Origin of the sequence: Streptomyces scabichelini, assembly GCF_011045015.1 — a bacterium.
GTDB classification, from domain to species: domain Bacteria; phylum Actinomycetota; class Actinomycetes; order Streptomycetales; family Streptomycetaceae; genus Streptomyces; species Streptomyces scabichelini.
Genome location: NZ_JAAKZY010000074.1, coordinates 1 through 25,937, shown reverse-complemented (window position 1 = coordinate 25,937; position 25,937 = coordinate 1). Strand labels below are relative to the sequence as shown.

Sequence of the window (25,937 nt, the reverse complement as noted above, 5' to 3'; positions counted from 1 at the left end):
GCCCTGCCCCGGAAAGGCGGTCGGTCAGACATGCCCAGAGTCCTCGTCGTCGGCGAGTCCTGGTTCACGTACACGGTCCATCAAAAGGGCTTCGACGCCTTCCACACCGCGGAGTACACCGAGGGCGGCGGCGTCTTCCTCGACGCGCTGCGCTCGCGCGGCCACGAGGTGACGTACGTCCCCTCGCACGAGATCCCCACCCGGGTCCCGGACTCGGCCGACGGCTTCGACGCGTACGACGTCGTGGTCATCAGCGATGTGGGCGCCAACAGCTTCCAGCTGCCGCCCGAGACCTTCAGCCGTTCCGTGCCCTCCCCCGACCGCTCGGAGCTGGTGCGCGCGTTCGTGGAGCGGGGCGGCGGGGTGCTGATGATCGGCGGCTACCTGACGTTCAGCGGCATCGACGCCCGCGCGCGCTGGGGGCGTACTCCGCTCGCCGCGGCCATGCCGGTGCTGATCGCCGACCGCGACGACCGGGTGGAGCTGCCGGCCGGTGCCACGCCCGAGGTGGTGGGCAAGCACGGGATCGTACGAGGACTTGAGCGTTCCTGGCCCGCGCTGCTCGGCCTCAACGAGGTCACGGCGCGGCCGGAGGCGTCACTGCTGGCCGAGTGCGCCGGACACCCGCTGCTCGTCGTCGGCGACCACGGCACGGGCAGATCCGCGGCGTTCACCTCCGACGTGGCACCGCACTGGGCACCGCCACCGTTCCTGGCCTGGGACGGATACGCGGAACTGTGGGACCGCCTGGTGCACTGGCTCGCGGGGGCGGAACTGTGATGCCTACCTCCGCCTCCGAGCCCCCGTCCGGCTCAGGTTCGGGGCCTGCACCCGGGCCTGTGCCCGGGCCTGTGCCGGGCCCCGGCCCGGGCCCCGACTCCGGCCCAGGCCCAGGCTCCGGCTCCGGCTCCGGCTCCAGCTCCGGCCCGGGCTGCGACTCCGGCTCCGGCTCCGGCTCCGGCTCCGGCTCCGACCCAGGCTCCGGCTCCGGCCCTGGCCCTGGCCCTGGCCCTGGCCCCGAGCCTGCGCCCAGCGCCCCGTCAGGGGCGCGGGGAACTGCGCGACCAGCCACAGCCGACCCGCAGTCGTCGAACCGCCTTTCCGGCGGAGCGCCCGGCGTCGGAACCCCACATATCGCCGCCGCCCCGGGCGAGTTCGCCCCCCTCGTGCTCATGCCCGGAGACCCACGCCGGGCCCGGCGCATCGCCGAGACGTTCCTCGACGACGCCCGGCTGGTCACGGACATCCGCGGCGTCCTCGGCTACACCGGCACCCACCGGGGCGAGCCGATGTCGGTCCTGGCCTCGGGCATGGGCATTCCCTCGGTGGCCATCTACGCGACGGAGCTGTTCCGGTACTACGGCGTCCGCAGGATCGTCCGGGTCGGCACGGCCGGAGCGCTGCCGGCCTCGGTGTCCGTACGGGACGTGGTGATCGCCTCGGCCGCGCACACGGATTCCAGTATCGGCCGCGTCCTGCTGGACGGCGTGACCCTGTCCCTCGCCCCCTCCTACCGCCTGCTGTCCACGGCCGCGACGGCTGCGGAACGGGACGCGGGGCAGGACGGGGGAACGGTCCACGTGGGCCCGGTCTTCACCAGCGACCACTTCTACCTCGACCGGCCGGCCCTCTTCGACGCGCTCGAACGCAGGGGCACCCTCGCCGTCGAGATGGAGGCGGCGGGACTGTACGCCGTGGCCGGCACGGAGGGCGGCGAAGCGCTCGCCGTACTGACCGTCTCCGACCACGTCCGCACCGGCGAGGCCCTGTCCGCCGGGGAACGCGAGACCCGCTTCGACACCGCCGTACGCACCGCCGCCACGGCACTGCTCGGCGATGTCTGAATTTCCCCCGGAGGAAATGAGACGGAAACCCGGCAGCATAGCCAAAACGTTTTGCAGTTCCTACTGTCAACGCATCCGCCGGACCTGTAACTCACGGACCTGTAACTCAAAGATCAGGAGATCAATGATGCGATACGCAAGAAGTGCCGCCCTCATGGTGGCGGCGATGCTCGCGGTGACCGCGTGCGGGGGTTCTGGTGGGGGCGGAGAGGAGTCCGGTGCGGGCGGGTCCGGCAAGCCGCGCATCAAATTGGTGATCAATGGCGGGCTCGGCGACAAGTCGTTCTTCGACTCCGCCCACGAGGGTCTGAAGAAGGGTCAGAAGGATCTGGACTATGAGCTCAAGGTGGTTGAACTGGGCTCCGACCGCACCAAGTGGCAGCCCGGATTCGAGGACGCCGCCGCGGCCGACGACTACGACATCCTCGCCTCAGGCACCTTCGAGGTCACGGACTTCATCGGTGATCTCGCCCCGCAATACCCGGACAAGAAGTTCTGGGTGTTCGACGCGCCCGTCGACTACAGCGGTGCGAACGGCACGTGTTCCAACAAGTGCGAGAACGTGTACTCCGTGACCTTCAAGCAGAACGAGGGCGGATATCTCGCCGGATTCCTCGCCGAGAAGCTGGTGGCCGAGAAAGCGCTCAAGGGGGCCGAATCCGCGAGGAAGGTCGGTGTCATCGGTGGCGTGAAGACCCCGGTGATCGAGGACTTCGTCGTCGGTTTCAAGGCCGGATTCAAGGACGCGGGCGGAAAGAACTCCGATGTGCTCGTGCAGTACGTGGGCGGCGACAAGCCGTTCGGTGATCCCGCAAAGGGGAAGGAGATCTCCACCGCCATGTACGGCCAGGGCGCCGCGTTGGTGTGGCCGGTCGCCGGACTCTCCGGACTGGGCACTTTCGAGTCGGCGGTCACCGCGAAGCGGTACACCTTCGGCGTCGACTCCGACCAGTACCGGACCCTCACCGACCAGGCCCAGAAGGACACCGTCGTCACCTCCATCCTCAAGAACGTCGGCACCGCCCTCTACAAGGCGGCGCGCGCGGACCAGGAGGACTCCCTGAAGTACGGCGCCGTCGACACGGTGGGCCTCGCCGACGACGCCGTGGGCTACGTGGACGACGACCACTTCCGGGAGCTGGTGCCGGAGAAGATCCGTACCGAACTTCAGTCGGCCGCCGACAAGGTCAAGTCCGGTTCCGCCACGGTCCCCAGCGCCTTCTAGCCCGAACGGCCTTGAGATGAACGAGACTTGGGACGAGGCGGCCGGAGGGGCCGTGGCCGCCCGCGCGGTCACCAAGACGTACGGCAACGGCGTCCGTGCGGTGCGCGGTGTGGACCTGGAGGTCCCGCCGGGCGAGATCCGCGCGGTCGTGGGCGAGAACGGCGCGGGCAAGTCCACGCTGATGAAGATGTTCTACGGTCTGGAGCAGCCCGGCTCCGGCGAGATCCTGATCGGTGGCAGGCCCCGGGTCCTGCGCGGTCCGGCCGCGGCGATCGCCCTGGGCGTGGGCATGGTGCACCAGAACCTCATGCTGGTGCCCTCCTTCACCGTCGCGCAGAACGTCGTCCTCGGTGTCGAACCCGGCCGCCGCGGCCTCGTCGACCCGAAGGCGGCCGTGGAGACGACCGCCCGGCTCGCCGAGGAGTCGGGGCTCGCCGTCGACCCCAGGGCGCGGGTGGACGAGGTGTCGGTCGGGATGCGCCAGCGCACGGAGATCCTCAAGGCGCTGCACCGCCGGGCGCGGGTGCTCATCCTCGACGAACCGACCGCCGTGCTCACCCCGCAGGAGACGGAGGACCTGTTCGCCGCCGTGCGCCGGCTGCGCGACGCCGGGATGACCGTGCTGTTCATCTCGCACAAGCTGCGCGAGGTACGGGAGATCAGCGACAAGGTCAGCGTGATGCGCGCCGGTTCGCTGGTCGGGACCGTCGCGACAGCCGACGCCACCGAACGCTCGCTGGCCGCGATGATGGTGGGCCGCGACCTGTCACTGGAAGTGGACCGTACCCCTGCTCGTCCGTCCCAAGTCGCCTTGCGAGTAAGGCACTTGGAGTACCAGGCCGCTGCCGGCCAGGCCCTGCACGGCCTCGGCTTCGATGTCGCCGCCGGAGAGATCGTCGGCGTGGCCGGCATCGAGGGCAACGGCCAGACCGAACTCGCCGAGATCGTGGCCGGGTTGCGCCGCCCCACCGCGGGCACCGTCCGCGTCGACGGCACCGACACGGCAGGACTCGACGTCGCCGGCCACCGCAGGGCCGGTGTCGGCTACGTGCCGGAGGACCGGCTGCACAACGGAGCGGCCCTGGACGAGTCGATCGCCGACAACCTCGTCGTCGACCGGCACGACCGCCCGCCGCTTGCCCGCCGCGGCCTCCTGCGGCCGAAGGCCCTGCGCGCCCACGCCGAACAGCTCGTCTCCGACTACGCGATCCGCACGCCCGACCCGTCCGTCCCCGTCCGTTCGCTGTCCGGCGGAAACATGCAGAAGGTGATCGTCGCCCGCGAACTCTCCGCCGGGCCACGCCTGTTGATCGCCTCCCAGATCACGCGTGGCGTGGACGTCGGCGCCATGCGGTTCATGTACGAACGGCTGGTCGCCGCGCGCGACGCGGGCGCCGCCGTGCTGCTGATCTCCGCCGACCTCACCGAACTGCTCGCGCTCTCCGACCGGTTGCTCGTCCTCAAGGACGGTCGCCTGGTGGGCCGGTTCGACGACACCGCCGGCCTCACCGAGAAGCAGGTCGGGCTCTACATGCTCGGCGTGGAGCACCACGACCACGAGCGGCTGACCGCCGGTCTCGACGACTCCGGAGAGGCGCCCGCCGCATGACCGCCACCCTCGTCGAGACCGAGGACCGCCGGGAGTTCCGCGCCACCCGCCGCCGCGACTTCGCCGTCGACCTCAGCATGACCCTGGCCACCGTCCTGGCCGCCCTCGTCGTCGGCTTCCTCGTCATGCTCGCCACCGGCAAGGACCCGGTCCGCGCATACGAGGCACTCCTCACCGGCCCGCTGGAGCGCTCCTTCCGCGTCGGCCGCTGGCTGGAGGACGCCACCACCCTCACCCTGCTCGGACTGTCGGTGGCCATCCCCTTCCGGGCCCGGCAGATCAGCCTGGGCGCCGAAAGCCAGCTGTACGCGGGGGCGTTGGCGGCCGCCACCGTCGCGATCTTCCTGCCGTTGCCGCCGGTCGCCGCCGTGCTCGTCCCGCTCGTCGCGGCTGCCGCGGCGGGCGCCGGGATGGGCCTGGTGCCGGGCTCGATGAAGGCACGCCTCGGCGCCAACGAGATCGTGGCCACGCTGATGCTCAACGCCATCGTCGTCCGCGTCTACGACTACCTGGTCAACGGCCCGCTGAAGCAGCCCGGCAGCAGCGCCGTCCACTCCGGGCCCATCCGGCCGGACTCCGCCCTCACCCCGCTCCAGGAGTGGTTCGGCGTCCCCCTGGGCCGCGCCAATGTGGGCCTCTTCCTGATGCTGCTGACCGCCGTCGCACTGTGGCTGCTGATCACCCGCACCCCGCTCGGCTACCGCATCCGGATGACCGGCTCCAACCCCGACTTCGCCGAGTACGGCGGCATCAAGGTGCCCCGGGCCATCGAGTGGAGCTTCGTCATCGGCGGCGCCGTCGCCGGGCTCGCCGGAGCACACCTCGTACAGGGCGTGTACGGCCGGCTGGAACCGGGCCTGGCCGGCAGCCTCGCCTTCGAAGGGATCGTGGTGGCCCTGCTGGCCCGCAACAATCCGCTGGTCGTCGTGGTCGCCGGGCTCTTCTACTCGTACCTCCGTTCCGGGGGAGACATCATGGAACAGCAGACGGACGTGGGCACCGAGATCGTGGTGGTCATCCAGGCGGTCATCGTGCTGCTGGTCACCGCGCAGGCCCTGCCGGACCTGCTCAAGCGCCGGATCGCGCGGAAGCAGGTGGGCGCCCGATGAACTCCGTCGTCGACGTCGTCCTCAGCAGCGCCTTCCTGGCGGCCGTGCTGCGGGTCGCCACCCCGTACCTGCTCGCCGCCATCGGCGGCCTGGTCGCCGAACGCGCCGGCATCAGCAACATCGCCCTGGAGGGCCAGATGCTGAGCGCCGCCTGCACGGGTGCCCTGGTCGCCGGATACAGCGGCTCCGTCGCAGCCGGTGCGGCAAGCGGAGTGGGGGTGGCCGCGCTTCTCGGCCTGCTGCTCGCCGCGCTGCGCCTGGAGCTGGGCGCCGACGTCATCATCGCGGGGATCGGCCTCAACCTGCTCGCCTCCGGCGGCACGGCGTTCGCCGTCTACACGCTCCTCGACGACAAGGGCGGCACCTCCGGCCTCAAGAGCGGCACCCTGCCGACGGTCACGCTGCCCGGCATCGAGAGCATCCCGGTGGTCGGCGATGTGGTGAGCGGTCAGAACATGGTCACCTGGCTGGCCTTCCTGGCCGCTCCGTTCGTCGCCTGGCTGTTCTACCGGACGCGCTTCGGCTTCCACCTGCGGGCGGTCGGCGAGATGCCGGACGCCGCCGCGTCGGTGGGGATTCCGGTACGGCGCGTGCAGTACGCGGGGCTCGCCCTAAGCGGCGCGCTCGCCGGACTCGCCGGTGTCTTCCTCAGCATGGGCTACGTGTCCTTCTTCGTACGGGACATGACGGCCGGCCGCGGCTTCATCGCCCTCGCCGCCGTCTTCCTCGGCGGGCTGCGGCCCTGGGGCGTCTTCCTCGCGGCGCTCGGCTTCGGCGCGGCGGAGGCCCTGGCCGTACAGCTCGGCACGCTGGACGTGCCGCCGCAGCTGGTGTCGACGATTCCGTACGCGCTGACGCTGGTCGCACTCGCGGTGTACGCCTGGCGGCGGAAGCGGCGGGGCGCGACCGCGGAGGTCGCCGCCTCACTCTGACGACTGCCGCGGCCTATCCACTCACTGCCCTCCGGAAGGACACCCATGCGACACAGACCCCGAGCGCGCCGCGGACGCGCGTTCCTCGGCGCCCTCACCGTGGCCGGACTCCTCGGCAGCCTGTCCCTCACGGACGGGTTCGCGGCGGAGACCGGAGCGGTCACCGGGGCGGACACCGCCAAGAGGCCGCAGGCCGTGCGTCTGCTCGACACCCTCACCGTGCCCGCCGGGACGACGGAGTTCGGCATGCCGTTCGGGGGGCTGTCCGGGATCGACTACGACCGGAAATCCGGTGCGTACGCGGCCGTCAGCGACGACCGTTCGGAGAACGGCAAGGCCCGCTTCTACACCCTCCGCCTGCCGCTCGACGGCGCCGCCTTCGCCGACGACAAGCCGGCCCTCGACGGTCTGACGGTGCTCGACGACACCACCGGCGAACCCTTCGCGGCCAAGGCGGCCGACCCCGAGGCGATCCGCTGGACGCCGGGCGGCAAGAGCCTGCTGTGGACCAGCGAGGGCGCCTCGAACTCCGGACAGCCCGCCTTCGTCCGCGAGACGACCACCTCCGGCGGGTACGTACGCGAACTGCCGTTGCCCAAGGCGTACGCACCGGTCAGGTCCGCCTCGGGCACGCTCACCGCCGGGGTCCGCAACAACCAGGCCCTCGAAGGGCTCACGCTCTCCCCGGACGGCAGCAAAGCCGTCACCATCACGGAGAACGCCCTCGTCCAGGACGGCCCCGCCGCCGGACTCACGACCAAGAGTCCGTCCCGACTGCTGGTGATGGACCGCAAGTCCGGCGCGCCGCGGGCCGAGCACGTCTACGAGGTCGACCCGATCTCCGACGCGCCCACCGCCCCGCTGCCCGCCCCGGTCGGTACGTACTCCGCGGACCGGGGCGTCTCCGAGATCCTCGCGATCAACGGCACCGACTACCTCACCGTCGAGCGGTCCTTCGCCTCCGGCGTCGGCTTCGCCATCCGGCTGTACTGGACCAGCACCATCGGCGCGACGGACGTCAGCGGCAAAGAGGCCCTGTCCGGTTCCGAGAAGCCGATGCCGAAGAAGCTGCTGTACGACTTCACCACCTCCGGCATCGACGCCGACAACGTCGAGGGCATGACCTGGGGGCCGACCCTGCCCGACGGCTCCCGCTCGCTCGTCCTCGTCGCCGACGACAACTTCGGCTTCAACGGCAGCGTCACCAAGTTCCATCTGCTGTCCGTCCGTTCGGGGCTGCGCTTCGCCCCGTCGTAATGTTCCGGCCGTCGTAATGTTCCGGCCATGGATTCCGAATCGTGGCAGGCCGCACGGTACTTCGACCACTGCCCCTGGCTGTTCGCCGCCGAGGCGTCCGAGGAGCAGCGCGGCGGGCAGCGGAAGCGGCAGGAGGCGATCGGCGGGGACCGGGAGACCGGCGAGCGGTGTTACGTCGCCGAGTCCGCGGCGGTGTTCACGGACCGGCTGCGGCTCGGGGACGATTCGTACATCGCCGCGCATGCCTATGTCACCGGGGAGTTGACGACCGGGACGGACTGCACGCTGAACCCGTTCACCGTGGTGCGCGGCACCGTCGCGCTGGGGAACGGTGTACGGATCGGTGCGCACACCTCACTGCTCGGCTTCAACCACTCCATGGCCCCCGACCGGCCGGTGTTCCAACAGCCCCTCACCAGCAGGGGGATCACTGTCGGCGACGACGTGTGGATCGGCTCGCACGTGGTCGTGGTGGACGGGGTGACCATCGGCGATCACTGCGTGATCGGCGCGGGCGCGGTGGTCACCAGGGATCTGCCGGACTGGACGGTGGCCGCCGGCAATCCGGCACGGCCGCTACGCGACCGACGGGACAGCGCTGTGGGACGGGACAGCGCTGTGCGGCCGGCCGCCGCGGACCGTGCCGGTGATGCCCTGGCCCGGTTCGCCGACACCGCCCGCGCTCAGGCCGCCGACATCCTCGACCGGTGCTGGGACGGCGAACGGTACGCCGACCGCCCCGGGGAGAAGCCCACCGTACGGGCGCACTGCGACGCCATCGAGATCGCCGACCTGCTGCTGGGCGCCGCCCCCGGGCAGTTGACCGCCGAGGAGCACGGCGAGCGGCTGAGGGGCATCCAGGACCCGTACACCGGGCTGGTACCGGAGTTCGACGAGCCGCTGCCGACGACGGACAAGACGGCGGCGGACGAGGCGGCGGACGGCTTCATCGGCGAAGGTGCGGCCCTGTACCACGTACTGTCCGTCGGCTACGCCCTCGACCTGCTCGGCACCTCCTTCCCCCATCCGGTGCGCGGGGTGCGGGAGATGACCGCGCGGCAGCTCGTCGCGCGGCTGGGGCGATTGCCGTGGCGGGACGGTGCGTGGGGTGCCGGGGCGTGGATCGACTCCTGGGCCACGGCGGCCCACTGGAACCTGCGGCACGCGGCCTCAGGTGATACCGGTCCCGGCCTCGAACCTGGCACGTTGGAGGCGCTGTTCGGCTGGCTGCTGACCAGGGCCGATCCCTGGACCGGTATGTGGGGCAGCCCCTCGCCCGACGCCGGGCGGCTCCAGGTCGTCAACGGCTACTACCGGCTGACGCGCGGGTCGTTCGCCCAGTTCGGGCTCCCGGTGCCGCATCCCGAGCGGGTCGTGGACGCGGTCCTCGACCACGCCCGGGATGTGCGCCACTTCGGCGAGGAGCGGGAGAACGCCTGCAATGTGCTGGACGTCGCCCATCCGCTGTGGCTGTGCTCCCGGCAGCTCGGTACGGGCGGCGCGGGCAACGGCGGTTACCGATCGGCCGAGATACGTGCCTGGGCCGAACGGCAACTCGCCGCCGCCCTGCCCCGCTGGCAGGACGGCAAGGGCTTCGGCTTCGGTCACGGTCCTGCGGATCCGGGTCCGGGCCGGGAGCCAGGACTTCAGGGCACCGAGATGTGGCTGGCCATCATCTGGCTGCTCGCCGACCTGCTGGGCCGCTCGGACGCCCTCGGCTACCGCCCCCGCGGCGTCCACCGCCCGGAGCCGGCGGCAGACCGGTGAGGGGGGTCGGCTACTCCGCGTAGTACGTCGCGTCCTGCCGGTCGAGTGAGGTGCTCACCGGCTGGACGTACAGCAGGTTCTCGTAGTGCCGGATGTAGCGGCCCGGGAAGTTGTACGACTCGAAGGAGACGCCGCTCGCGGAGTCGGCCAGGCCCGCGCGCCGCGAGAAGCTGGCGTCGTTCTTGAAGGTGGTCGAGCCGTCGTTCTTCTCCACCCACAGCTCGTAGTTCTTGTGGCGGAGGTAGTAGCCGGGGAAGTTCGCCGATTCCAGGGAGACGGTGCCGCTGCCGGCCAGGCCGGTGACGAGGCGGAACTGTGAGTCGGCGAGGTTGGTGACGTTCGCTTCGACCTTCGCCCGGTACTCCCAGTGGCGGATGTAGCGGTCCGGGAAGTTGTACGAGGAGAAGCGGACCGGGGTCACGCCGTCCGCGACCGGGATGCCGAAGTTGGGCGTGCCGTCGGCGTTCCAGTACAGCTTCTGGTAGCGGGTGCGGCGGTTGGGGTCGTTGAGCGGGTCGCCGCTGATGTCCTTGTAGTTGCGGTCGTGGTAGACGAGTACGTCCGACTTGCCGTCCTCGGAGACGGTGAAGGAGTTGTGGCCGGGACCGTACTGCCCGGTCGCGTCGTTGCTCCGGAAGACAGGCTGTGAATTCTTCGCCCAGGACGCCGGGTTGAGCAGGTCGGCCGAGGCCGAGGCGGTCAGCAGGCCGAGGCAGTAGTTGGCGTCGGTGGCGGCGGCGGAGAAGGCCATGAAGACCTTGCCGTTCCGCTGGATCACCGCCGGCCCCTCGTTGACCCGGTGGCCCACGGTCTCCCAGGCGTGCGTCGGCGTGGAGATCCGTACCGGAGTGCCGGAGATGGTCCACGGGTTGGACAGCTTCGCGAGATAGAGGTTGGTTCCGCTGCCCACGGCCGGGTCGTTCTGCGCCCAGCTCAGATAGCGGCTGCCGCCCACCAGGAAGGTCGTCGCGTCGAGCGAGAAGGTGTCGAGCGGCAGGGCGATACGCCCCTTCTCGGTCCAGGTCCCGGTCAGCGGGTTGGCGGAGCCGCTCTCCAGGACGTACGGCCGGATCTTCCAGATGTCGCTGGTGGAGCCGGCGGCGAAGTAGACGTACCACTTGCCGTCGATGAAGTGGATCTCCGGAGCCCAGATGTGGGCTCCCATCTCACCGCTGGCGTGCTTGGTCCAGATGGTGGTCTCCGAGGCGGTCGACAGGCCCTGGAGGGTGGTGGCCCGACGCATCACGATCTTGTCGTACGCGGGCACGGTGGCGGTGAAGTAGTAGTAGCCGTCGGTGTGTTTGAAGACGTGGGGGTCGGCGCGCTGTGCGGCGATCGGGTTGGTGAAGGTCACGGCGGGCGAGGCGGGGGCGGCGGCGAAGGCGGGGGTGCCGGTGGCCAGTACGGCCGGTCCGGCGGCCATCGCCGTGGCCGCCCCGGCGAGGAAGGTTCTGCGTCTCATGGGGGACATGGGGGGTCTCCTGATCAGGCGAGGTCAGACAGTGCTCAGGCGGTGGTCAGGCGGTGGTGGGCTGGATGCGCCACTGCTGGCAGTTGTTGTTGAGCCAGGTCCACTGGCGTACGTCGCTGCCGTTGACGGTGCCGCAGTCGGCGACGTCCATGACCTTGCCGGTGGCGGCGCTGACGATCCGCACGTAGTCACCGCCGAGGTAGACCATGCGGAACTTCTGGCAGTCGTTGTTCAGCCAGGACCACTGCCGGACGTCGGCGCCGTCTGCGGTGCCGCAGTCGGCGATGTCGGCGACCTTGCCGGTGGCGACGTTGACGAGGCGGCTGGTGTCATCGGCGCGGTCCTCGACGCGCCACTTCTGGTTGGCCCCGCCGTTGCAGGTCCACTGGAAGACGTTGGCGCCGTCGGCGGTGCTGCCGCCGTTGACGTCGAGGCACTTGCCGCTGTTGCGGTTGACGATGGTGTAGGCGGTCGGAGTCGTGGCCGTCTCACCGGAGGGGCCGGGCATCGTCGTGCCGAGGCGGGCCGGAGTGCCGAAGTTCGGGGTGCCGTCGGCGTTCCAGGTGAACTTCTGGGCGCGGGTCGTACGGCCGTTGTCGCAGCCGTCGCCCGCCGCGTCGTTGGCGTGGTAGACGATCCAGTTCTCCGTGCCGTCGGGCGAGGTGAAGAACCCGTTGTGACCCGGTGCGAACACACTGTTCGCGTCGTTGCGCTGGAAGACCGGGGTCTGCTTCTTCGTCCAGGAGGAGGCGAGGAGCGGGTCGGAACCGGTCAGCTCCAGCTGGCCGAGCTTGTAGTCGGGGCCCCAGCAGGCGCTGGCCGAGTAGACGAGGAAAGTGCGCCCGTTGCGGTAGAGCGGCTCGGGCCCCTCGTTGACCTCACCGCTCTGCGTCTCCCAGCTGAGCGTCGGGCTGGAGATGACGGTGAAGGTGGAGCCGGCGAGCGTGTACGGGTTGCTGAGCGGCGCGATGACGAGGCTCTGCTTGCTGCCGCCGGCCGAACCGCTGCCCACCAGGTACAGCTTGTTGTTGTGCTTGAGCACGCTGGCGTCGATCAGCCAGCCGTTGGGGTTCAGGTTGGAGCCGGCGAAGGTGTTCTTGTAGGTGTACGGCCCCATCGGGTCGGAGCCGGAGCTCTCCAGCACATGGGTGCGCTGGTCGTCGCAGCAGGCGGAGCCGCGCGGCCCGGCGGAGTAGTACAGATACCACTTGCCGTCGAAGAAGTGGATCTCCGGGGCCCACATGTTCCAGTTGCGGCTGGAGGTGCTGTCTGACCACACCTGCACGCTGGGCGCGGTGTTCAGCCCGGCGAGCGTCGGCGACTTGCGCATGGTCAGCTCACCAGTGAACGAGGTCGTGACCAGGTAGTAGTTGCCGTTGTAGTACTCCAGCCAAGGGTCGGCGCCCTTCTGCGTCTTGACGGGATTGGTGTACGGGCGCCCTTCGGCGGCGGCACCTGGCTGGGCGGTGACGAGCGACCCCAACAGGGCCAGCAACGCCGCCCCGAGGATGAACCAGTGGCGTGTGCGGAACACGGTGAGTCCCTTCTGGGGCGGCAGCACAGCATCACGTTCGAGATCACGAACACTGTGCGTAACTTCGACCAGAAGGTAAAGGTGAGGCGTATGGAGCGTCAATGGATGCGACGGGTTCGGTTTCGATCACTTTTCCGGACCGTGACACCGCCCCACCCGTCCCCCCGGGGGGGATTGGAAGGTTCGGGACACCCATAGCGCCCCTCAGGCGTCCCAAACCTTCCAATCACCGCCTTCCTGCTCGGTTTTTGTTATCGGCGGAGGGGCCGGGCGTCTCCTGTCCGTACGCCTACGCATCGGCACGCACCCCACCCCTGAGGACCGAAGCCGTGAGAGCAGAGATCAACCGTCGGAGCATGCTGAAGATCGCCGGTACGGCCGCGGGCGCGGCGGCCATCGGCGCCGCCGTCCCCGCGGCCCCGGCATCAGCGGCAGGCGCCGCCTTCGCGCACCCCGGACTGCTGCACACCCGGGCCGACCTCGGCCGCATGGCGGCGAAGATGAAGGCGGGCGTGGCCCCGTACACGGCGGGCTTCGCCAAGCTCACCGCCAACCGCCACTCGCAGACCGACTGGAAGCCCAACCCGCAGGCCAAGGTCTACCGGGGCGTGGGCTCGCCGCAGAACTACCAGATCCTCTACAACGACATCCACGCGGCCTACCAGAACGCCCTCCGCGGCCATGTCACCGGCGAGGACGCGCACTTGGCCACCGCCGTCGCCATCCTCAACGCCTGGTCCGAGAAACTGACCAGCGTCGAAGGCTCCGCGGACCGGTTCCTCGCGGCGGGCCTGTACGGCTACCAGTTCGCCAACGCCGCCGAACTCGTCCGCGACCACGACGACTTCGACCTGGCCCGCTTCCAGAAGATGATGCGAGACGTCTTCTCCCCGCCGAGCGAGGACTTCCTCAAGAACCACAACGGCGCCGTCGTCTCCAACTACTGGACCAACTGGGACCTGGCGAACATGGCCTGCGTCCTCGCCGTCGGCATCCTCTGCGACGACCGGGCCAAGGTCGACACCGCGGTCGAGTACTTCAAGCACGGCGAGGGCCTGGGCTCCATCGAGAACGCCATCCCGGTCGTGCACGAGGACGACGGTCTCGCCGAGTGGGTCGAGGCCGGCCGCGACCAGGGCCACGCCCTGCTGGGCGTCGGCCTGATGGCCACGTTCTGCGAGATGGCCTGGAACCAGGGCATCGACCTGTACGGATACGACGACAGCCGCTTCCTCAAGGGCGCCCAGTACGTCGCCAGGTGGAACCTGGGCGGGGACGTGCCGTTCACGCCGAACACCCGCGCGAAGGGTGCGATCAACGGCTGGTCGGGCTCGGAGACCGTCACCGAGGCCGCTCCCGTGGACCCGGCCATGACGCGCCCGATCTGGGCCATGATCGCCAACCACTACACCAAGCGCCGGGGCCTGTCCACGTCGTACATCACCCGGATCGCGGCCAAGTCGGCGCCCGAGGGCGGCGGTGGCGACTACGGCCCCAACAGCGGTGGCTACGACCAACTCGGCTTCGGCACCCTGGCGTTCACCCGCGACCGGTCCACCAAGCCGGAGGCCCCGGCCTCGCCCTCCCCTTCGACCTCGGCTTCCGCCGCGTCCGGCTCCGGCTCCGATTCCGGTGCCGGTGCCGGTGCCGCCACACCGTCAGCTTCCGCCACCCCGCAGGGCGGCAGGGACGGCGGCGACCTGGCCGCCACCGGCTCCTCGGACATCCCCGCCTGGACCGCCGCCACCGGCATCACCGCCCTCGCGGGCGGCCTGCTCCTTCTCCGGCGCCGCGGGCGCGCGAACCGCGACACCCAATGACGGAGCGAGTCCCCTCTGCTGGAGCTTCCTCAGCCGGACGCGGTTTCCGTACCGGACGTGGACCCCTTGTCCAGCAGGTCGGACAGCTCACCGAGCAGTTCCATGGCCCGGGCCGCGCTCGCCGCGTCGAGGTGGGGGAAGGCTTCGGCCAGTGCCGCGTCGACCGGGCGCCTGCCGTACTCCTCGAAGGTCTGCCGGTGTGCGGTGGGGTGGAGGCGCACCCGGGTCTGCCGTCGGTCGTTGGGGTCCTTGCTTGACTGGAGTACGCCCGCCTTGGTCAGTTCGTGAACGACCTTGGAGACCCTGCTCTGCGCCAGGCCGACGCTCCGGCTGATCTCGCTGATGGCGCTGTTCGGATTGCGGGCGATGGTCTCGAGGACGGCAAGATCGCCGACCGAGATCGGCAGCTCGGCTCCGTCCTGGCTGGCCTTGAGCGCGATCTCCCGGAGCTGTCTGGCCAGCCGGTGCAGTCGGAGAACGTCCACCTGACGGATCCTACACGTGCGGGCGACGCCGCTTTTGCGAGTCATTGACCTGGTGATTCACCTCCCATCAGCAATGCATCACCTAAGATGCATCACAGGTGATGCTTTAGGAGGAGGATCATGACCTGGACCGACTGGGCCATCTCGCTCGGGCTGATCGCACTGGTCCTGCGACAGATCCGCGGAAAGAAGCTGACCGTGGCCAGCCTGCTGTGGCCGGTGGGCCTGGTGGCGTGGGCCGGGTTCGAGTACCTGGGCGACTTCCCGGCGTACACCTCCGACTGGATCTTCGCCCTCTGCCTGGCCGCGGTGGGTCTCGCACTCGGACTCGGTTGTGGTGGGTTGACGCGGGTCTATCACGACGGCGAGAAGGTGGTCGCGCGGGCGACCGTCCCGGCCGCGGCGCTGTGGATCACCGGCATGTCCAGCCGGCTCGCCTTCGGCATCATCGCCCTCAATGGGGGTGCCGAGGCGATCGGGCGGCTCAGCGAGAAGCTCAGCCTGCACTCGGAGAACACCTGGCCGACCGCCCTGATCCTCATGGCGCTGTGTGAGGTGCTGTCCCGCACGGTCCTGTTGCTGCTCAAGTACCGCATGGCGCTGAAGCAGTCATGGCAGCCCACTGATGCCAAGAGCCCGCAGGCCTCCGTGAGTTGAGGTGGTACGTGGACCGTGCGGACCCGGCCGGGACGCCGCTTCGCCGAACCCTTCTGAGGCAAACCCTCCTGAGCGAGAGGCAGTTGATGACATGAACGACCTGTACGTCGCCGGCGTCGGCGTCCACCTGCCCGCCCGCGAAACCGCGGCCGAGGCGATCGAGGCGGGTCACTACGACGCCGAGTCCGCGCGCGCCGACGAGGTGCTCTCGGCCTGCGTGGAGCCGACGCTGTTCCCCGCCGAGATGGCCGCCGCCGCAGGCCGTGCCGCCCTGGACATGGCCGGCGACGGCATCGGCACCTGGCGCGCGGTGTTCCACTCCTACGTCGACTACCAGGGCGCGCGGTACTGGCAGGCCGCGCCGTATGTCGCCCTGCACACGGTGGGTCCTTCGGTGCCGTCGTTCGACATCGTGCAGGAGTGCAACGGCGCGATGGGGTCGATCGAACTCGGGCGACGGTTCATCACCGGGCCCGAGGACGCGGTGCTGGTCACCACCGGGGACCGGTTCGACAACCCCTGGGTGAAGCGGTGGTACGGCGACCAGTCGGTGCTCGCCGACGGCGGCAGTGCGCTCGTACTCAGCGGAGCGCGCGGTTTCGCGAAGGTGAGGTCGCTGGTCACCCTGGCGGAGAACTCGCTCGAGGCGGAGGCCCGCGGAGGTGCGTTCGGCTCCGGGGCCGATCTCTCGCTGATCGACTTCGAGGAGTTGCGCAAGCAGTTCCACGACACCGAGGTGCCCATGCTCGAGCACTACGGACGGATGGAGACCCTGCTCCACGACTGCGTCGGCCAGGTGCTCGCCGAGGCCGGGGTCACCGCCGCGGAGCTGTCGTATGTGATCCCGGTGGTCACCACGAAATGGCGGACTGAGATCCAACTGGACCGCATGCTCGGCCTGCCGGTCGAACGGTCCACCTGGGACCTCGGTCGCACCACCGGCCACGTCGGCACCGGCGACCAGTTCATCGGCCTGCACCATCTGGTCACCACCGGCAGGGTGCGGCGGGGTGACCAGGTGCTGCTGCTCGGTGGCGGAACCGGCTACACCCTCACCGCCGCGGTGCTCGAGATCGTGGAGGACCTCTGATCATGCGCGGACCGTGGGACACCACCTTCGAGCACCTGCTGCTGTCCGTACTGAAGGAACCGGGCACCGGTCCGGGCAACGGTGTGGAGGAGCTGGACCCCGACACACCGCTCACCTGCTACGGGCTCACGTCACTCGGGAGTCTGCGACTCGGCAGGCAGCTGTCCCAGCACTACGGAGTCGACCTGCGTTCGTTCAACGAGCGGGCGTTTCGGACCGTGCGATCACTGTGGACCTTCGTCAGCGAGAACGAGAACGAGAATGAGAATGAGAACGGTCCGGGGCACACCGGCGTCGCGCACGACGCGCACGACGCGCACCCACAGGCCGCTCGGCAGCCGGCCGACGGAACAGTGCGCGGACTGGCCGACCGGTTCCTCGAGTCGGCACGTCTGCACCCGGACGCGGTGTGCCTCATCGACGCCGGCAACGTCCTCACGTACGCCGAGATGGCCGACCAGGCGGCCTCGCTGGCCTCGGTGATCGGCACCGGTGGCGTGGTCGCCGTGCTCGGCGAGCGGGAGACGTCCACGTACCGCGCCTACCTGGCGGCGCTGTACGCGGGTGCCACGGTGGTCCCGCTGTCGCCGGCCTTCCCGCCGGAGCGCAACGCGGACATCGTCCGGCAGGCCGGCGTGCGGTGCGTCGTGGTCACCGACCGGCGCGAAGACCCGGTGGTGGCGGCGCAGCTCGCGGCGATGGGGGACGTGGAGGTCGTGGACAGTCTGGTGCTGCCGTCGACTGTCGCCGACATCCCCGCGACTCAGGACGTCTCGCCCGACGCCGTGGCCTACTACATCTTCACGTCGGGATCCACCGGTCGGCCCAAGGGCGTCGGCATCACCCATCGCAATGCCGATGCGTTCCTCACTCAGGCGCTCCCGGACTTCGTGGTGGGGCCGGGAGACGTGTTCTCCCAGTGCCACGGGCTGACCTTCGACTTCTCCGTCTTCGAGATGTGGGGGGCGTGGAGCACGGGCGCCGCGCTGCTGGCCGTGTCCCGGATCCAGGCGCTCGACCCGGCGGACACGGCAGCCGCGTACGGGGTCACGGTGTGGGCGTGCACGCCCAGCCTGATCGAGTCCGCCGCGGCCGCCGGTCACCTTGCCGCGGACTCGATGCCCGGCCTGCGCCATATCGTGATCGGCGGTGAACCGTTGCCGGTGAGCACCGTCCTGCTCGCGCGGGCGGCCGCTCCCCACGCGATCATCGACAACGTGTACGGGCCGACCGAGGCGACCGTGTGGGCCACCACCTACCGCATCGCCCCGGACGAGCCCCTGCCGGCCGACGACCGCATCGTGCCGATCGGTACCCCCGTGCCCGGCATGGACGTGCGGGTCGACGCGACGGGTGAACTGCTGCTCTCCGGGCCTCAGGTGTTCGGCGGTTACCTCGACCCGGCCTTCGACGCGGCGAAGTTCACCCAGTCCACCCAGGAGGATCGACGGCTTTGGTACCGCACGGGTGACCTGGTCGACCGGGACGCGAGCGGATTGCTGCACCACCGGGGCCGGAGCGACGGCCAGGTGAAGATTCGCGGATACCGGGTGGAACTCGGCGAGATCGAGCAGGCCGCCTCGCGGTTCCTTGGCGGTGCCAGGACTGCAGCGCTACGGATCTCCGACGGCCCCCTGGATGTCGAGCTGGTCCTGTTCGCAGAGGCGCCGTCGGTGGACGAACCGGCACTTCGCCGGGAACTCGGACGGATACTGCCTGAATACATGGTCCCCGGCAGGGTGATCGCCATGGAGCCGTTCCGGCTCACCGCGCACGCCAAGCTGGACCGAGCGCATCTGGCGGACATGGCGCGCCGGCAGAACGACGTCGGGCCGGCACCCGTGCCGGGCTGACCGAGTCGGCTGCGGTTGGCCTTCCGGAACGCCGATCGACCCGCTCGATGAGCGAGCGGGTCGATCGGTGTTCGTGGTTCGGGACGCTGCTTCAGTGCGCGGTGCCGAGCAGCCGGGCCTCCGGCGGCAGTTGTGCGTGGCGGTCGGGCAGGCCGAGTTGCTGCAGACGGTCGAGGACGCTGAACGGCTGGTGGCCGAGCCCGGAGATGTTGTGCATGATCTTGTAGCAGAGCCGCTCGTTCCGCCCATGGCACCGCAGGATGTAGGCGGAGCGCGCGAAGCGGAACCTGGTGACGGTCTCGGTGAACAGCGCCGCGAAGCGATGGCTGAACTCGGCGATCGTCCGGACCTCCGCACGGCGCCGCACGCCGTAGGCGGCCAGCGCCCGGTCGACCCCGCTCAGGTCCGCGTGATCGACACCCTCCAGCAGCCGCGAGAGGGCGGCGGCATCGGCGATGGCGGCGTTCATGCCCTGTCCCGCCATCGGATGCACCGCGTGTGCGGCATCCCCGACCAGCGGCGCACCGTCGCGGTGGAACTCCGGTGCGATGAACCGGCGGGCGGAGAGCACCCGCGAGGTCGCCATGCCCCTGCGGACCGAGTCGGCCACCGGTTCCAGCGCCGGACACGAGGCCAGCGCGGAATCTATCCACTGGGTGAGCCCCTGCTTGCCGATCCGGTTGACGAACCCCTTGGGCACCTGGAGATACAGGCGTCCGCCAGCGTTCGGCATCGGGTACATGACGCGCATGCCCTCGGGTGTGACGAAGGTGGTCGCCTGGGTGGCCAGATGGGGTTCGTCGACCAGGTCGACGGCGACGACCTGGTGCCCGTAGGGGATGGTGTCGATGCTGATGCCCAGTTGCGTACGGAGCTTGGATCCGTGGCCGTCGCTCGCGATCACCAGAGGGGCGTGGATCTGTTCCCGGTCCTGGCCCTGGCCCTGACGCAGTCGCACGCCGTTCACCCGGCCGTCGGAATCCCGTACCAGCGATTCCACCGACACGTGACGGCGGAACTCGACTTCGGCCGGCAGAGCGGCGATGAAGTTGTCGAGTATCCCCTTGTACGTGTGCGTGAGGCAGTGGTTGTAGTCGCCGGACAGCCACCGGTAGTCCATTGCGCACATTTCTTCGCCGACTGCCGTCGTACAGGCCAGGCGGTCGATGGTTCGCGCCCCTGCCTTGCGGAGAGTGTCGAGTGCATCCAAGCCGTCGAGGACGGCGAGTGAACCAGGTTGCAGCAGCTCTCCCTTGAATGTTTCGACGGTGTCCCCGAGCTTGTCCACCAGGAGGACCTGCTTCCCCTGACGGCCAAACATGACCGCGGCTGCAAGTCCACCCGCCCCTGCACCGCAAATAATGACGTCGTACCTGTGCATGGTCCTGGCCATGTCGCGAACAATAGCTTTGCCGACCGTGTTGCGCGGTAGCCGTTTCCCGTTGATGGGAAACTCTTGGGGCTCCCGAAACCATTACCGCGCCATTACCGCGCTGACCTGCTGTGATACCCACACGATCCCGGAACCTCTTGAAACCTCTTGAGCCTCCCTTAAATATTCGATGGGGCTTTCTTGGCCTTTTCCACGGTACGGCAAAGATCCGTTCGGACGACTGTTTGACATCGTCTGGATATAGTCGCTACGATCCATCATCACGTGATGGATCTTTCGTGATGGATCTGCGCCGACTTAACTCACTCAGAACTCGCTCAGAACTCGCTGAGAGCATCAAGATGAACACGGGGGCACAAAAGTGAAGTTCTCCTTGCTGATTCATTCGCGCAGTCACCCGCATCGCCGCACCATCGAGGAATAGGAACTTCGAGGAACAGGAACTTCCTCGGTACCTTCCGGCCCCGCTCTGAACCCGGCGGCCGCTCCTTCCCCGCGCAATGCAGGGTTCCCCATTTTTTTGCGTATCCCTTCCCCATGCCTTCGGGCATTGGCGCCCGCATGCGCATTTCACTGAACCGGCATCGCGACCTGCCCTGCCCAGGTCCTGATGAATTGAGGTAGGCCATGCACAAACCATCCGTGCCAGTCCTCTCGGGACAACCCGACTCGGGACGAACCGAATCGGGCGGAACCGACTCAGGACGAACCGACCCCCACGACAGCATCCTGTCGTACGGCGAAGCCGAGGAGGCGTCGATCCGGGACCGTTCCGCGTACCTCGTCGACCTGGTGCTGCAACGGCTCAAGGGCGACTGGGCGGCCGACGACCGCCTGACCGAGGTGTGCAACTACGCGCTGGGGTCCCCCGGCAAGTACTTCCGTCCCATCCTGCTGCTGGAGAGCGCGGCGGCCGTGGGCGGCGACCTGCATCAGGTGATGCCGGCGGCAGCCGGGACCGAGGGTGCCCATGTGGCCAGCCTGATGCACGACGACATCATCGACGGCGACGAACTGCGCCGGGGCATGCCCGCGGTCCACGCGAAGTACAGCCAGGCCGACGCCATCGTGAGCGGGGACGCGCTGATCTTCTACCTGTTCGCGGCCCTGGCCACCTGCGCCGCCAACGGTGTCGAGGCACAGCGCATCGTCCTGGCCATGGGCAGGGCGGCGAAGGCCGGAGCGGAACTCTGCCGGGGCCAGATGCTGGAAGAGGAGATCCGGCAGAACTACGACAGCCGGGTCGCCTCGTACCTGCGGATGATCGAGAACAAGACGGCGGCCCTGTTCCGCGCCGCCTGCTGCATCGGTGCCACGCTGGGCGGCGGATCCGTCGAGGACGCCGATGCGCTCGCCCGTTACGGGACCGGGCTCGGCATCGCGTTCCAGATCCAGGACGACCTCCTCCCCTACCTCTCCACCGCCGAGGAGACCGGCAAACCGCACAGCAGCGATCTCGCCAACCGGCGGCTCACCCTGCCGTTCCTGCTGTGCCGGGCCACAGCCGGCCCCGAACTCGCCGCGGAACTGGACGAGTTGGTCAACGGTGAGGGTGACCTGGAGGACCGGCACCTGCGGCTGGCCGCGCTGCTGACCCGGCACGGAGCCGTCGAGCGGGCGGCCGAGGAGGCGCGCAGGTACGCCGGCGACGCCATCGGCGCGCTCGTACCGCTGCCCCGGAGCCCGAGCAGACAAAGCCTGGAGTACTTCGCGAAGGCGGCGGTGAGCAGATGCCGATAGACGGCATAGAGCCCATGGACCCCATAGAACCCATGGACCGCATGAACCGCATGGACCGCACCAGGGTCCGGACCGTGCTCTTCGCCCACCTCGAGACCTGGCGCCCGTACACCGCGTTCTACATCGGTCTTGTCGGTCTGGCGGGCGCCGTCCTCGCCGATCAACACCCGTCGCCCGGACGGTACTTGGCGGCCTGGGCGACACCGACGCTGGGATGGCTCGGCGGCCTCTACGGCGGTGACTACTTCGACCGCCACCTCGATGCGGAGGCCAAGCCCCAACGCCCCATCCCCTCCGGGCGGATGTCCGCGAACACCGCACTGTGCTGCTTCGTCTCCTGCACCGTGGCGGGCGGACTGCTCTCGCTCGCCCTCAACTGGCGCACCGTCCTCCTGGTGCTCGTCGCGCTGGCCGCCGGGGTCTCCTACAGCACCGTCTTCAAGGCACGCGGTCTCAGCGGCAACATCGTGCGCGGCGGCATGACCGCGCTGGCCTTCCTCTACGGCGCGATGATGGTCACCGACTACCCGCCCGCCCGGCTGCTGCCGCTCGCTCTGGTCTTCTGGCTGCACGACGCCGCGTCCAACCTGGTCGGAACCGTGCGGGACATCGAGGGCGACCGCAAGGGCGGCTACCTCACGTTCGCCGTCAACCACGGCTCCTCCGCCGCCACCCGCGTGGCCGCACTTCTCCTGACCGGTGCCTACGCGCTGGCCCTGGCCGCCCCCGCGATCCTCGGCCGCCCCTGGCGCACCGGCTTCGCCGTCCTGCTGGTGTCGGCCGCCGCGAGCGCGGCGTTCGCGGTCGGCCCGCTGTTCCGCCTGGCAGGGGAGACGCGTCGCCCCGCTTACCACGCCCATGAGGTGCTGGTGTTCACCCGCATCCTGCTGGCCGGGGCCTTTGTGGTCTGGACGCTCGGTGAGGGTGTGGGTCCGGTGCTGGTCATCGCCGCGATGGGCGCCACCTGGGTGAGTCAGCGACTGCTCCGGGAGCGCTACGAGTTCGGGGCGGCACCGCCCTCGACAGCCGGTTCGGCCGCCCCCGCCGGGGCCGCGCTCTCGCCCGAGGCGGTCCAGGACTTCGTACGGCGACAGCTGGCCGTGCTCAACTCCCAAGAGGGAGCGCTGTCCGGTCTGGCCGGCTGGGAGCGCCTCATCGACATCCGGCTGCGCGAGCCGGAGGTACGGGTCCGGCTCGCGACGGCGAACGGCCGGGTCACACTCCTCGACCCGGACGCCTCTCCCCCGGCTGCGCGCGTCGTGTCCGTCTCCACCACCGGCGAGGTGTTCCGCGACATCTTCCTGCTGCGCAGAAGCAATCCGCGGCGCGCCTACCTCACCCGGCGGCTGACGATGGAGGCGTCCGCGGCCGACATGATGCGCCTCAACCAGCTCTTCAACAGCTTCCGCCAGCTCTCCGTACCATCACCATCCGGACCATCACCATCCGGCGGGATCTCGGGCGCACCACGGGAGGACGCGCCACGGCAGGACGCGCCACGCCAGAACGCGACACGGCGGAACGCAACACGACAGGGTGCGCCACAGCTGGACGCACCGCAGCTGGACGCACCGCAGCCTGCCGTCGCGGACGCGGAGACCGGCTTCCCGGACACCGTGGTGATCAGTGACACCACCCTGCGCGACGGTGAGCAGATGCCGGGCGTGGTCTTCTCTCCCGCGCAGAAACGCGAGATCGCACGACGCCTGGGCAGCCTCGGGATCCCGCTGATCGAGGCGGGGTTCCCGGTCGTCTCCGCCGAGGAAGCGGCAGCGATCCGTGCCGTCGTCGACGATGGCGGGGACGCGCTGGTGCAGGTGATCGCCCGGCCCGTGGACCGCGACGTCGACGCTGCGATCGAGACCGGGGCACACAGCATCGCGGTGTTCATCGGCACTTCTGAAAGCCACCTGTCGGGCAAGCTGCGGATGACGCCGGACGAGGTGCTGATCGCCGTGGACCTGGCCGTCCGGCGTGCGAAACGCGCGGGACGGCAGGTGGTGTTCGCGGCCGAGGACGCCACACGGACCGACATCGAGATGCTCGTCCGGGTCTGCCTCGCCGCCGCCGACGCCGGAGCCGACTCCCTCGGCCTCGCCGACACCGTGGGCATCGCCCACCCGATGTCGATGGCGGCGATGGTCCGGACGGTCGCCGCCCGATGCCCGCTCCCCATCGCGGTCCACTGCCACAACGACCTCGGTCTCGCCACCGCCAACTCGCTGGCCGGCGTGGCTGCCGGGGCCTCGGGCGTGCAGTGCTCCGTGCTCGGCATCGGCGAGCGGGCGGGCAACGCGCCGCTCGAGCAGGTCGTGATGGCCCTGGGTGCCGCGCTCGGCCATGACACCGGGCTCGACCTCAAGGCGCTGCACCCGCTGGCCGAGTACGTCTCCGGGCTCATCAAGGTCCCCGTTCCGCCGTACCAACCGGTCGTCGGAACCCATGCGTTCACCCACGAGAGCGGGCTGCACCTGGACGGGATCAGCCAGGATCCCCAGACGTACGAACCGTACCGGCCCGAACTCGTCGGCCGTACGCGGCGCATCGTGCTGGGCAAGCACTCCGGACTGTCCGCCGTCCGCGCGGTGGCCGACTCGCTCGGTCTGGAACTCGACGCCGAGCAGGCCCGCGCGACGCTGGCAGCGATCAAGAAGGCGGCGCAGGAGGGTGAGTTGGACCCCGCCTCGGACGCCGCGCACACCGTGCGCCGATTCGCCGCGTCGGCCGGGAACTCCCCGGCGCATCGTCATTCCGCCGTCAACACCACCGGGAGCAGGGAACGATGACCACCGAGCAGGTCAATACACCGAAGTTCCCGTTCGAAGGGGACGTGTTCGTCGAACCCGACCCCCGCTACACCGAGTTGCGGGCCGGCCGCCCGGTCTGCCCCGTCACCGTGCAGAACGGGAAGCGGGCCTGGCTGATCACCCAGTACGAGGACGCCAAGGCCGCACTCACCGATCCGCGCTTCACCCGCGGCGGCACACTGGACGCGCAGACGGTGCAGGCCATGGGAGTTGCCGGGCCCGCGGGACGGATGGCGCTCATCTATGCGGACCCGCCGCTGCTCACCGAGTCCCGCAAACTCGTGTCCCGCTACTTCAACACCCGGCGGGTCGAGTCGCTGCGACCGCGGGCGCAGGAGATCGTCGACGGCCTGATCGACCGGATGGAAGCCGCGGGCGGTCCGGTCGACCTGCTGGAGAGCCTCGCCCGCCCCCTGCCCATCCGGATCATCTGCGAACTCCTCGGCATTCCGGTGACCGACAGCGACACCCTCCGGCACAGCGTCGAACTGCTCATGCACATCGAGGGCACGTCCGGCGACGAGATCCGCGAAGCGTTCACCCATGTCTACGGATATCTCGGCAGGTACGTGGGGCAGCTGCGCGAGAAGCCCGGTGACGACCTGCTCAGCGACCTCATCCGGGACGCGAGGGATGACGGCACGGACGGCGGCACCGCGCTGAGCGACTCGGAACTGGTCGGGCTCGCGATGCTGCTCTTTGTGACCGGCCACGAGACGACCATGACGCAGATGGTCAATTCCTGCCTGGTGCTGCTGCGGTCGGACGAGCAGCGCACGCGGCTGCTCGAGCATCCCGAACTCATCGACACCTGCGTCGAGGAGTTGCTGCGTTTTGTGCCGCTCGGCCACGCCGGCCTGCCCTTCGCGGCCGACGAGGACCTGGAGTTCCGCGACGTGCAGATGAGCAAGGGCGACCTGGTCTTCGTCTCGAAGCTCTCCGCGAACCGCGACGAGAGCGCCTTCGACGCGGCCGCCACCCTGGACATCGGCCGGACGCCCAACCGGCACATCGCCTTCAGCCATGGCCCGCACTACTGCCTCGGTGCCGCGCTGGCCCGGATGGAGCTACAGGTGGCGATCGGCACGCTGTTCGCCCGCCTGCCCACCCTGCGACTGGCCGTCGATCCCGAGGAGCTGGTCTGGCGCGTCGGCAGCATCCAGCGGGGCCCGGTAGGGCTCCCCGTCACGTGGTAGCCGCCGCGGGCGCCGATGGCACGCCGCACGAGACACAGCCGTACCCAGAGACGACAGCTCAGCCGACCCAGCCGTATCCAAAGGTGACAACGACGATGACCACTGCGACCACCGAAGACGTCCCCGACGTCCCCGACGTCCCCGACAC

The 25,937-nt window shown here is 69.6% G+C and carries 19 protein-coding genes; 15 read left to right on the top strand and 4 right to left on the bottom strand.

The features are described 5' to 3' along the window. Positions 1-30 precede the first annotated feature (30 nt). The 8 genes from G5C60_RS23255 (at position 31) to G5C60_RS23220 (ending at position 9,743) form a co-directional block, all read left to right on the top strand. The gene (locus tag G5C60_RS23255; protein ID WP_165262392.1) at positions 31-780 is read left to right on the top strand and encodes a glutamine amidotransferase; all 750 of its coding nucleotides are present in this window, start codon (positions 31-33) and stop codon (positions 778-780) included. 353 nt (positions 781-1,133) lie between these two features. Then, the gene (gene deoD / locus G5C60_RS53220; protein ID WP_165262430.1) at positions 1,134-1,844 is read left to right on the top strand and encodes a purine-nucleoside phosphorylase; all 711 of its coding nucleotides are present in this window, start codon (positions 1,134-1,136) and stop codon (positions 1,842-1,844) included. A 124-nt stretch (positions 1,845-1,968) separates the two neighbouring features. Next, positions 1,969-3,069 (top strand): BMP family lipoprotein, encoded by a 1,101-nt coding sequence (locus G5C60_RS23245; RefSeq protein ID WP_241267003.1) that lies wholly within the window; start codon positions 1,969-1,971, stop codon positions 3,067-3,069. Positions 3,070-3,085: 16 nt separating this feature from the next. Next, positions 3,086-4,678: an ABC transporter ATP-binding protein gene (locus tag G5C60_RS23240; protein ID WP_165262390.1), complete on the top strand. Its 1,593-nt coding sequence runs from the start codon at positions 3,086-3,088 to the stop codon at positions 4,676-4,678. Beyond that, complete coding sequence (locus tag G5C60_RS23235; protein WP_165262388.1) at positions 4,675-5,787, top strand: ABC transporter permease; 1,113 nt, start codon at positions 4,675-4,677, stop codon at positions 5,785-5,787. The genes G5C60_RS23240 and G5C60_RS23235 overlap by 4 nt, the downstream gene beginning before the upstream one ends. Further along, a complete protein-coding gene (locus G5C60_RS23230) occupies positions 5,784-6,719 on the top strand; it encodes an ABC transporter permease (RefSeq protein WP_165262386.1) in 936 nt (311 codons plus the stop codon). The genes G5C60_RS23235 and G5C60_RS23230 overlap by 4 nt, the downstream gene beginning before the upstream one ends. A gap of 45 nt (positions 6,720-6,764) precedes the next feature. Continuing rightward, positions 6,765-7,976 (top strand): esterase-like activity of phytase family protein, encoded by a 1,212-nt coding sequence (locus G5C60_RS23225; protein WP_165262384.1) that lies wholly within the window; start codon positions 6,765-6,767, stop codon positions 7,974-7,976. A 27-nt stretch (positions 7,977-8,003) separates the two neighbouring features. Beyond that, positions 8,004-9,743, top strand: a complete 1,740-nt coding sequence (locus G5C60_RS23220; RefSeq protein WP_165262382.1) for an acyltransferase — start codon at positions 8,004-8,006, stop codon at positions 9,741-9,743. Positions 9,744-9,753: 10 nt separating this feature from the next. Here G5C60_RS23220 and G5C60_RS23215 read toward each other — a convergent pair whose 3' ends face one another. Further along, on the bottom strand, positions 9,754-11,166 hold the full coding sequence (locus G5C60_RS23215; protein ID WP_165262426.1) for a family 43 glycosylhydrolase: 1,413 nt from the start codon (positions 11,164-11,166) through the stop codon (positions 9,754-9,756). A 94-nt stretch (positions 11,167-11,260) separates the two neighbouring features. After that, positions 11,261-12,748: a family 43 glycosylhydrolase gene (locus G5C60_RS23210; protein WP_165262380.1), complete on the bottom strand. Its 1,488-nt coding sequence runs from the start codon at positions 12,746-12,748 to the stop codon at positions 11,261-11,263. 356 nt (positions 12,749-13,104) lie between these two features. Between G5C60_RS23210 and G5C60_RS23205 the strand changes: the two genes are divergently transcribed. Further along, positions 13,105-14,568, top strand: a complete 1,464-nt coding sequence (locus G5C60_RS23205) for an alginate lyase family protein (protein ID WP_165262378.1) — start codon at positions 13,105-13,107, stop codon at positions 14,566-14,568. A gap of 29 nt (positions 14,569-14,597) precedes the next feature. Here the strand turns inward: G5C60_RS23205 and G5C60_RS23200 are convergent, their stop codons facing one another. Continuing rightward, a complete protein-coding gene (locus G5C60_RS23200) occupies positions 14,598-15,053 on the bottom strand; it encodes a winged helix DNA-binding protein (RefSeq protein WP_165262376.1) in 456 nt (151 codons plus the stop codon). 120 nt (positions 15,054-15,173) lie between these two features. On the opposite strand from G5C60_RS23200, the gene G5C60_RS23195 reads away from it, so the two are divergent. The 3 genes from G5C60_RS23195 (at position 15,174) to G5C60_RS23185 (ending at position 18,653) form a co-directional block, all read left to right on the top strand. Continuing rightward, positions 15,174-15,710: a DUF1453 domain-containing protein gene (locus G5C60_RS23195; RefSeq protein ID WP_165262374.1), complete on the top strand. Its 537-nt coding sequence runs from the start codon at positions 15,174-15,176 to the stop codon at positions 15,708-15,710. 91 nt (positions 15,711-15,801) lie between these two features. Further along, positions 15,802-16,800, top strand: coding sequence for a 3-oxoacyl-[acyl-carrier-protein] synthase III C-terminal domain-containing protein (locus G5C60_RS23190; protein WP_165262372.1), 999 nt, complete (start codon positions 15,802-15,804; stop codon positions 16,798-16,800). A gap of 2 nt (positions 16,801-16,802) precedes the next feature. Continuing rightward, positions 16,803-18,653, top strand: coding sequence for an AMP-binding protein (locus G5C60_RS23185; RefSeq protein WP_165262370.1), 1,851 nt, complete (start codon positions 16,803-16,805; stop codon positions 18,651-18,653). Positions 18,654-18,744: 91 nt separating this feature from the next. Here G5C60_RS23185 and G5C60_RS23180 read toward each other — a convergent pair whose 3' ends face one another. Then, complete coding sequence (locus G5C60_RS23180; protein WP_241267006.1) at positions 18,745-20,034, bottom strand: FAD-dependent oxidoreductase; 1,290 nt, start codon at positions 20,032-20,034, stop codon at positions 18,745-18,747. Positions 20,035-20,688: 654 nt separating this feature from the next. Here G5C60_RS23180 and G5C60_RS23175 point away from each other — a divergent pair. From G5C60_RS23175 to G5C60_RS23165, 3 genes are read left to right on the top strand one after another with little or no spacing between them, the layout of a single operon-like run. Then, positions 20,689-21,786 (top strand): polyprenyl synthetase family protein, encoded by a 1,098-nt coding sequence (locus G5C60_RS23175; RefSeq protein ID WP_165262366.1) that lies wholly within the window; start codon positions 20,689-20,691, stop codon positions 21,784-21,786. A gap of 14 nt (positions 21,787-21,800) precedes the next feature. Beyond that, entirely contained in the window at positions 21,801-24,572 is a 2,772-nt protein-coding gene (locus G5C60_RS23170) for a UbiA family prenyltransferase (protein WP_206439892.1), read from the top strand. Next, positions 24,569-25,789 carry a cytochrome P450 gene (locus tag G5C60_RS23165; RefSeq protein ID WP_165262362.1) on the top strand — a complete coding sequence of 407 codons (1,221 nt, stop codon included), beginning with the start codon at positions 24,569-24,571 and terminating at the stop codon, positions 25,787-25,789. The genes G5C60_RS23170 and G5C60_RS23165 overlap by 4 nt, the downstream gene beginning before the upstream one ends. Positions 25,790-25,937 lie beyond the last annotated feature (148 nt).

What these genes read in the sequence shown, in the direction of transcription:
- G5C60_RS23255 (WP_165262392.1), top strand. Translation starts at nt 31, where the DNA reads ATGCCCAGAGTCCTCGTCGTCGGCGAGTCCTGGTTCACGTACACGGTC.
- G5C60_RS23245 (WP_241267003.1), top strand. Translation starts at nt 1,969, where the DNA reads ATGATGCGATACGCAAGAAGTGCCGCCCTCATGGTGGCGGCGATGCTC.
- G5C60_RS23240 (WP_165262390.1), top strand. Translation starts at nt 3,086, where the DNA reads ATGAACGAGACTTGGGACGAGGCGGCCGGAGGGGCCGTGGCCGCCCGC.
- G5C60_RS23235 (WP_165262388.1), top strand. Translation starts at nt 4,675, where the DNA reads ATGACCGCCACCCTCGTCGAGACCGAGGACCGCCGGGAGTTCCGCGCC.
- G5C60_RS23230 (WP_165262386.1), top strand. Translation starts at nt 5,784, where the DNA reads ATGAACTCCGTCGTCGACGTCGTCCTCAGCAGCGCCTTCCTGGCGGCC.
- G5C60_RS23225 (WP_165262384.1), top strand. Translation starts at nt 6,765, where the DNA reads ATGCGACACAGACCCCGAGCGCGCCGCGGACGCGCGTTCCTCGGCGCC.
- G5C60_RS23220 (WP_165262382.1), top strand. Translation starts at nt 8,004, where the DNA reads ATGGATTCCGAATCGTGGCAGGCCGCACGGTACTTCGACCACTGCCCC.
- G5C60_RS23215 (WP_165262426.1), bottom strand. Translation starts at nt 11,166, where the DNA reads ATGGCCGCCGGACCGGCCGTACTGGCCACCGGCACCCCCGCCTTCGCC.
- G5C60_RS23205 (WP_165262378.1), top strand. Translation starts at nt 13,105, where the DNA reads ATGCTGAAGATCGCCGGTACGGCCGCGGGCGCGGCGGCCATCGGCGCC.
- G5C60_RS23195 (WP_165262374.1), top strand. Translation starts at nt 15,174, where the DNA reads ATGACCTGGACCGACTGGGCCATCTCGCTCGGGCTGATCGCACTGGTC.
- G5C60_RS23190 (WP_165262372.1), top strand. Translation starts at nt 15,802, where the DNA reads ATGAACGACCTGTACGTCGCCGGCGTCGGCGTCCACCTGCCCGCCCGC.
- G5C60_RS23185 (WP_165262370.1), top strand. Translation starts at nt 16,803, where the DNA reads ATGCGCGGACCGTGGGACACCACCTTCGAGCACCTGCTGCTGTCCGTA.
- G5C60_RS23180 (WP_241267006.1), bottom strand. Translation starts at nt 20,034, where the DNA reads ATGCACAGGTACGACGTCATTATTTGCGGTGCAGGGGCGGGTGGACTT.
- G5C60_RS23170 (WP_206439892.1), top strand. Translation starts at nt 21,801, where the DNA reads ATGGACCCCATAGAACCCATGGACCGCATGAACCGCATGGACCGCACC.
- G5C60_RS23165 (WP_165262362.1), top strand. Translation starts at nt 24,569, where the DNA reads ATGACCACCGAGCAGGTCAATACACCGAAGTTCCCGTTCGAAGGGGAC.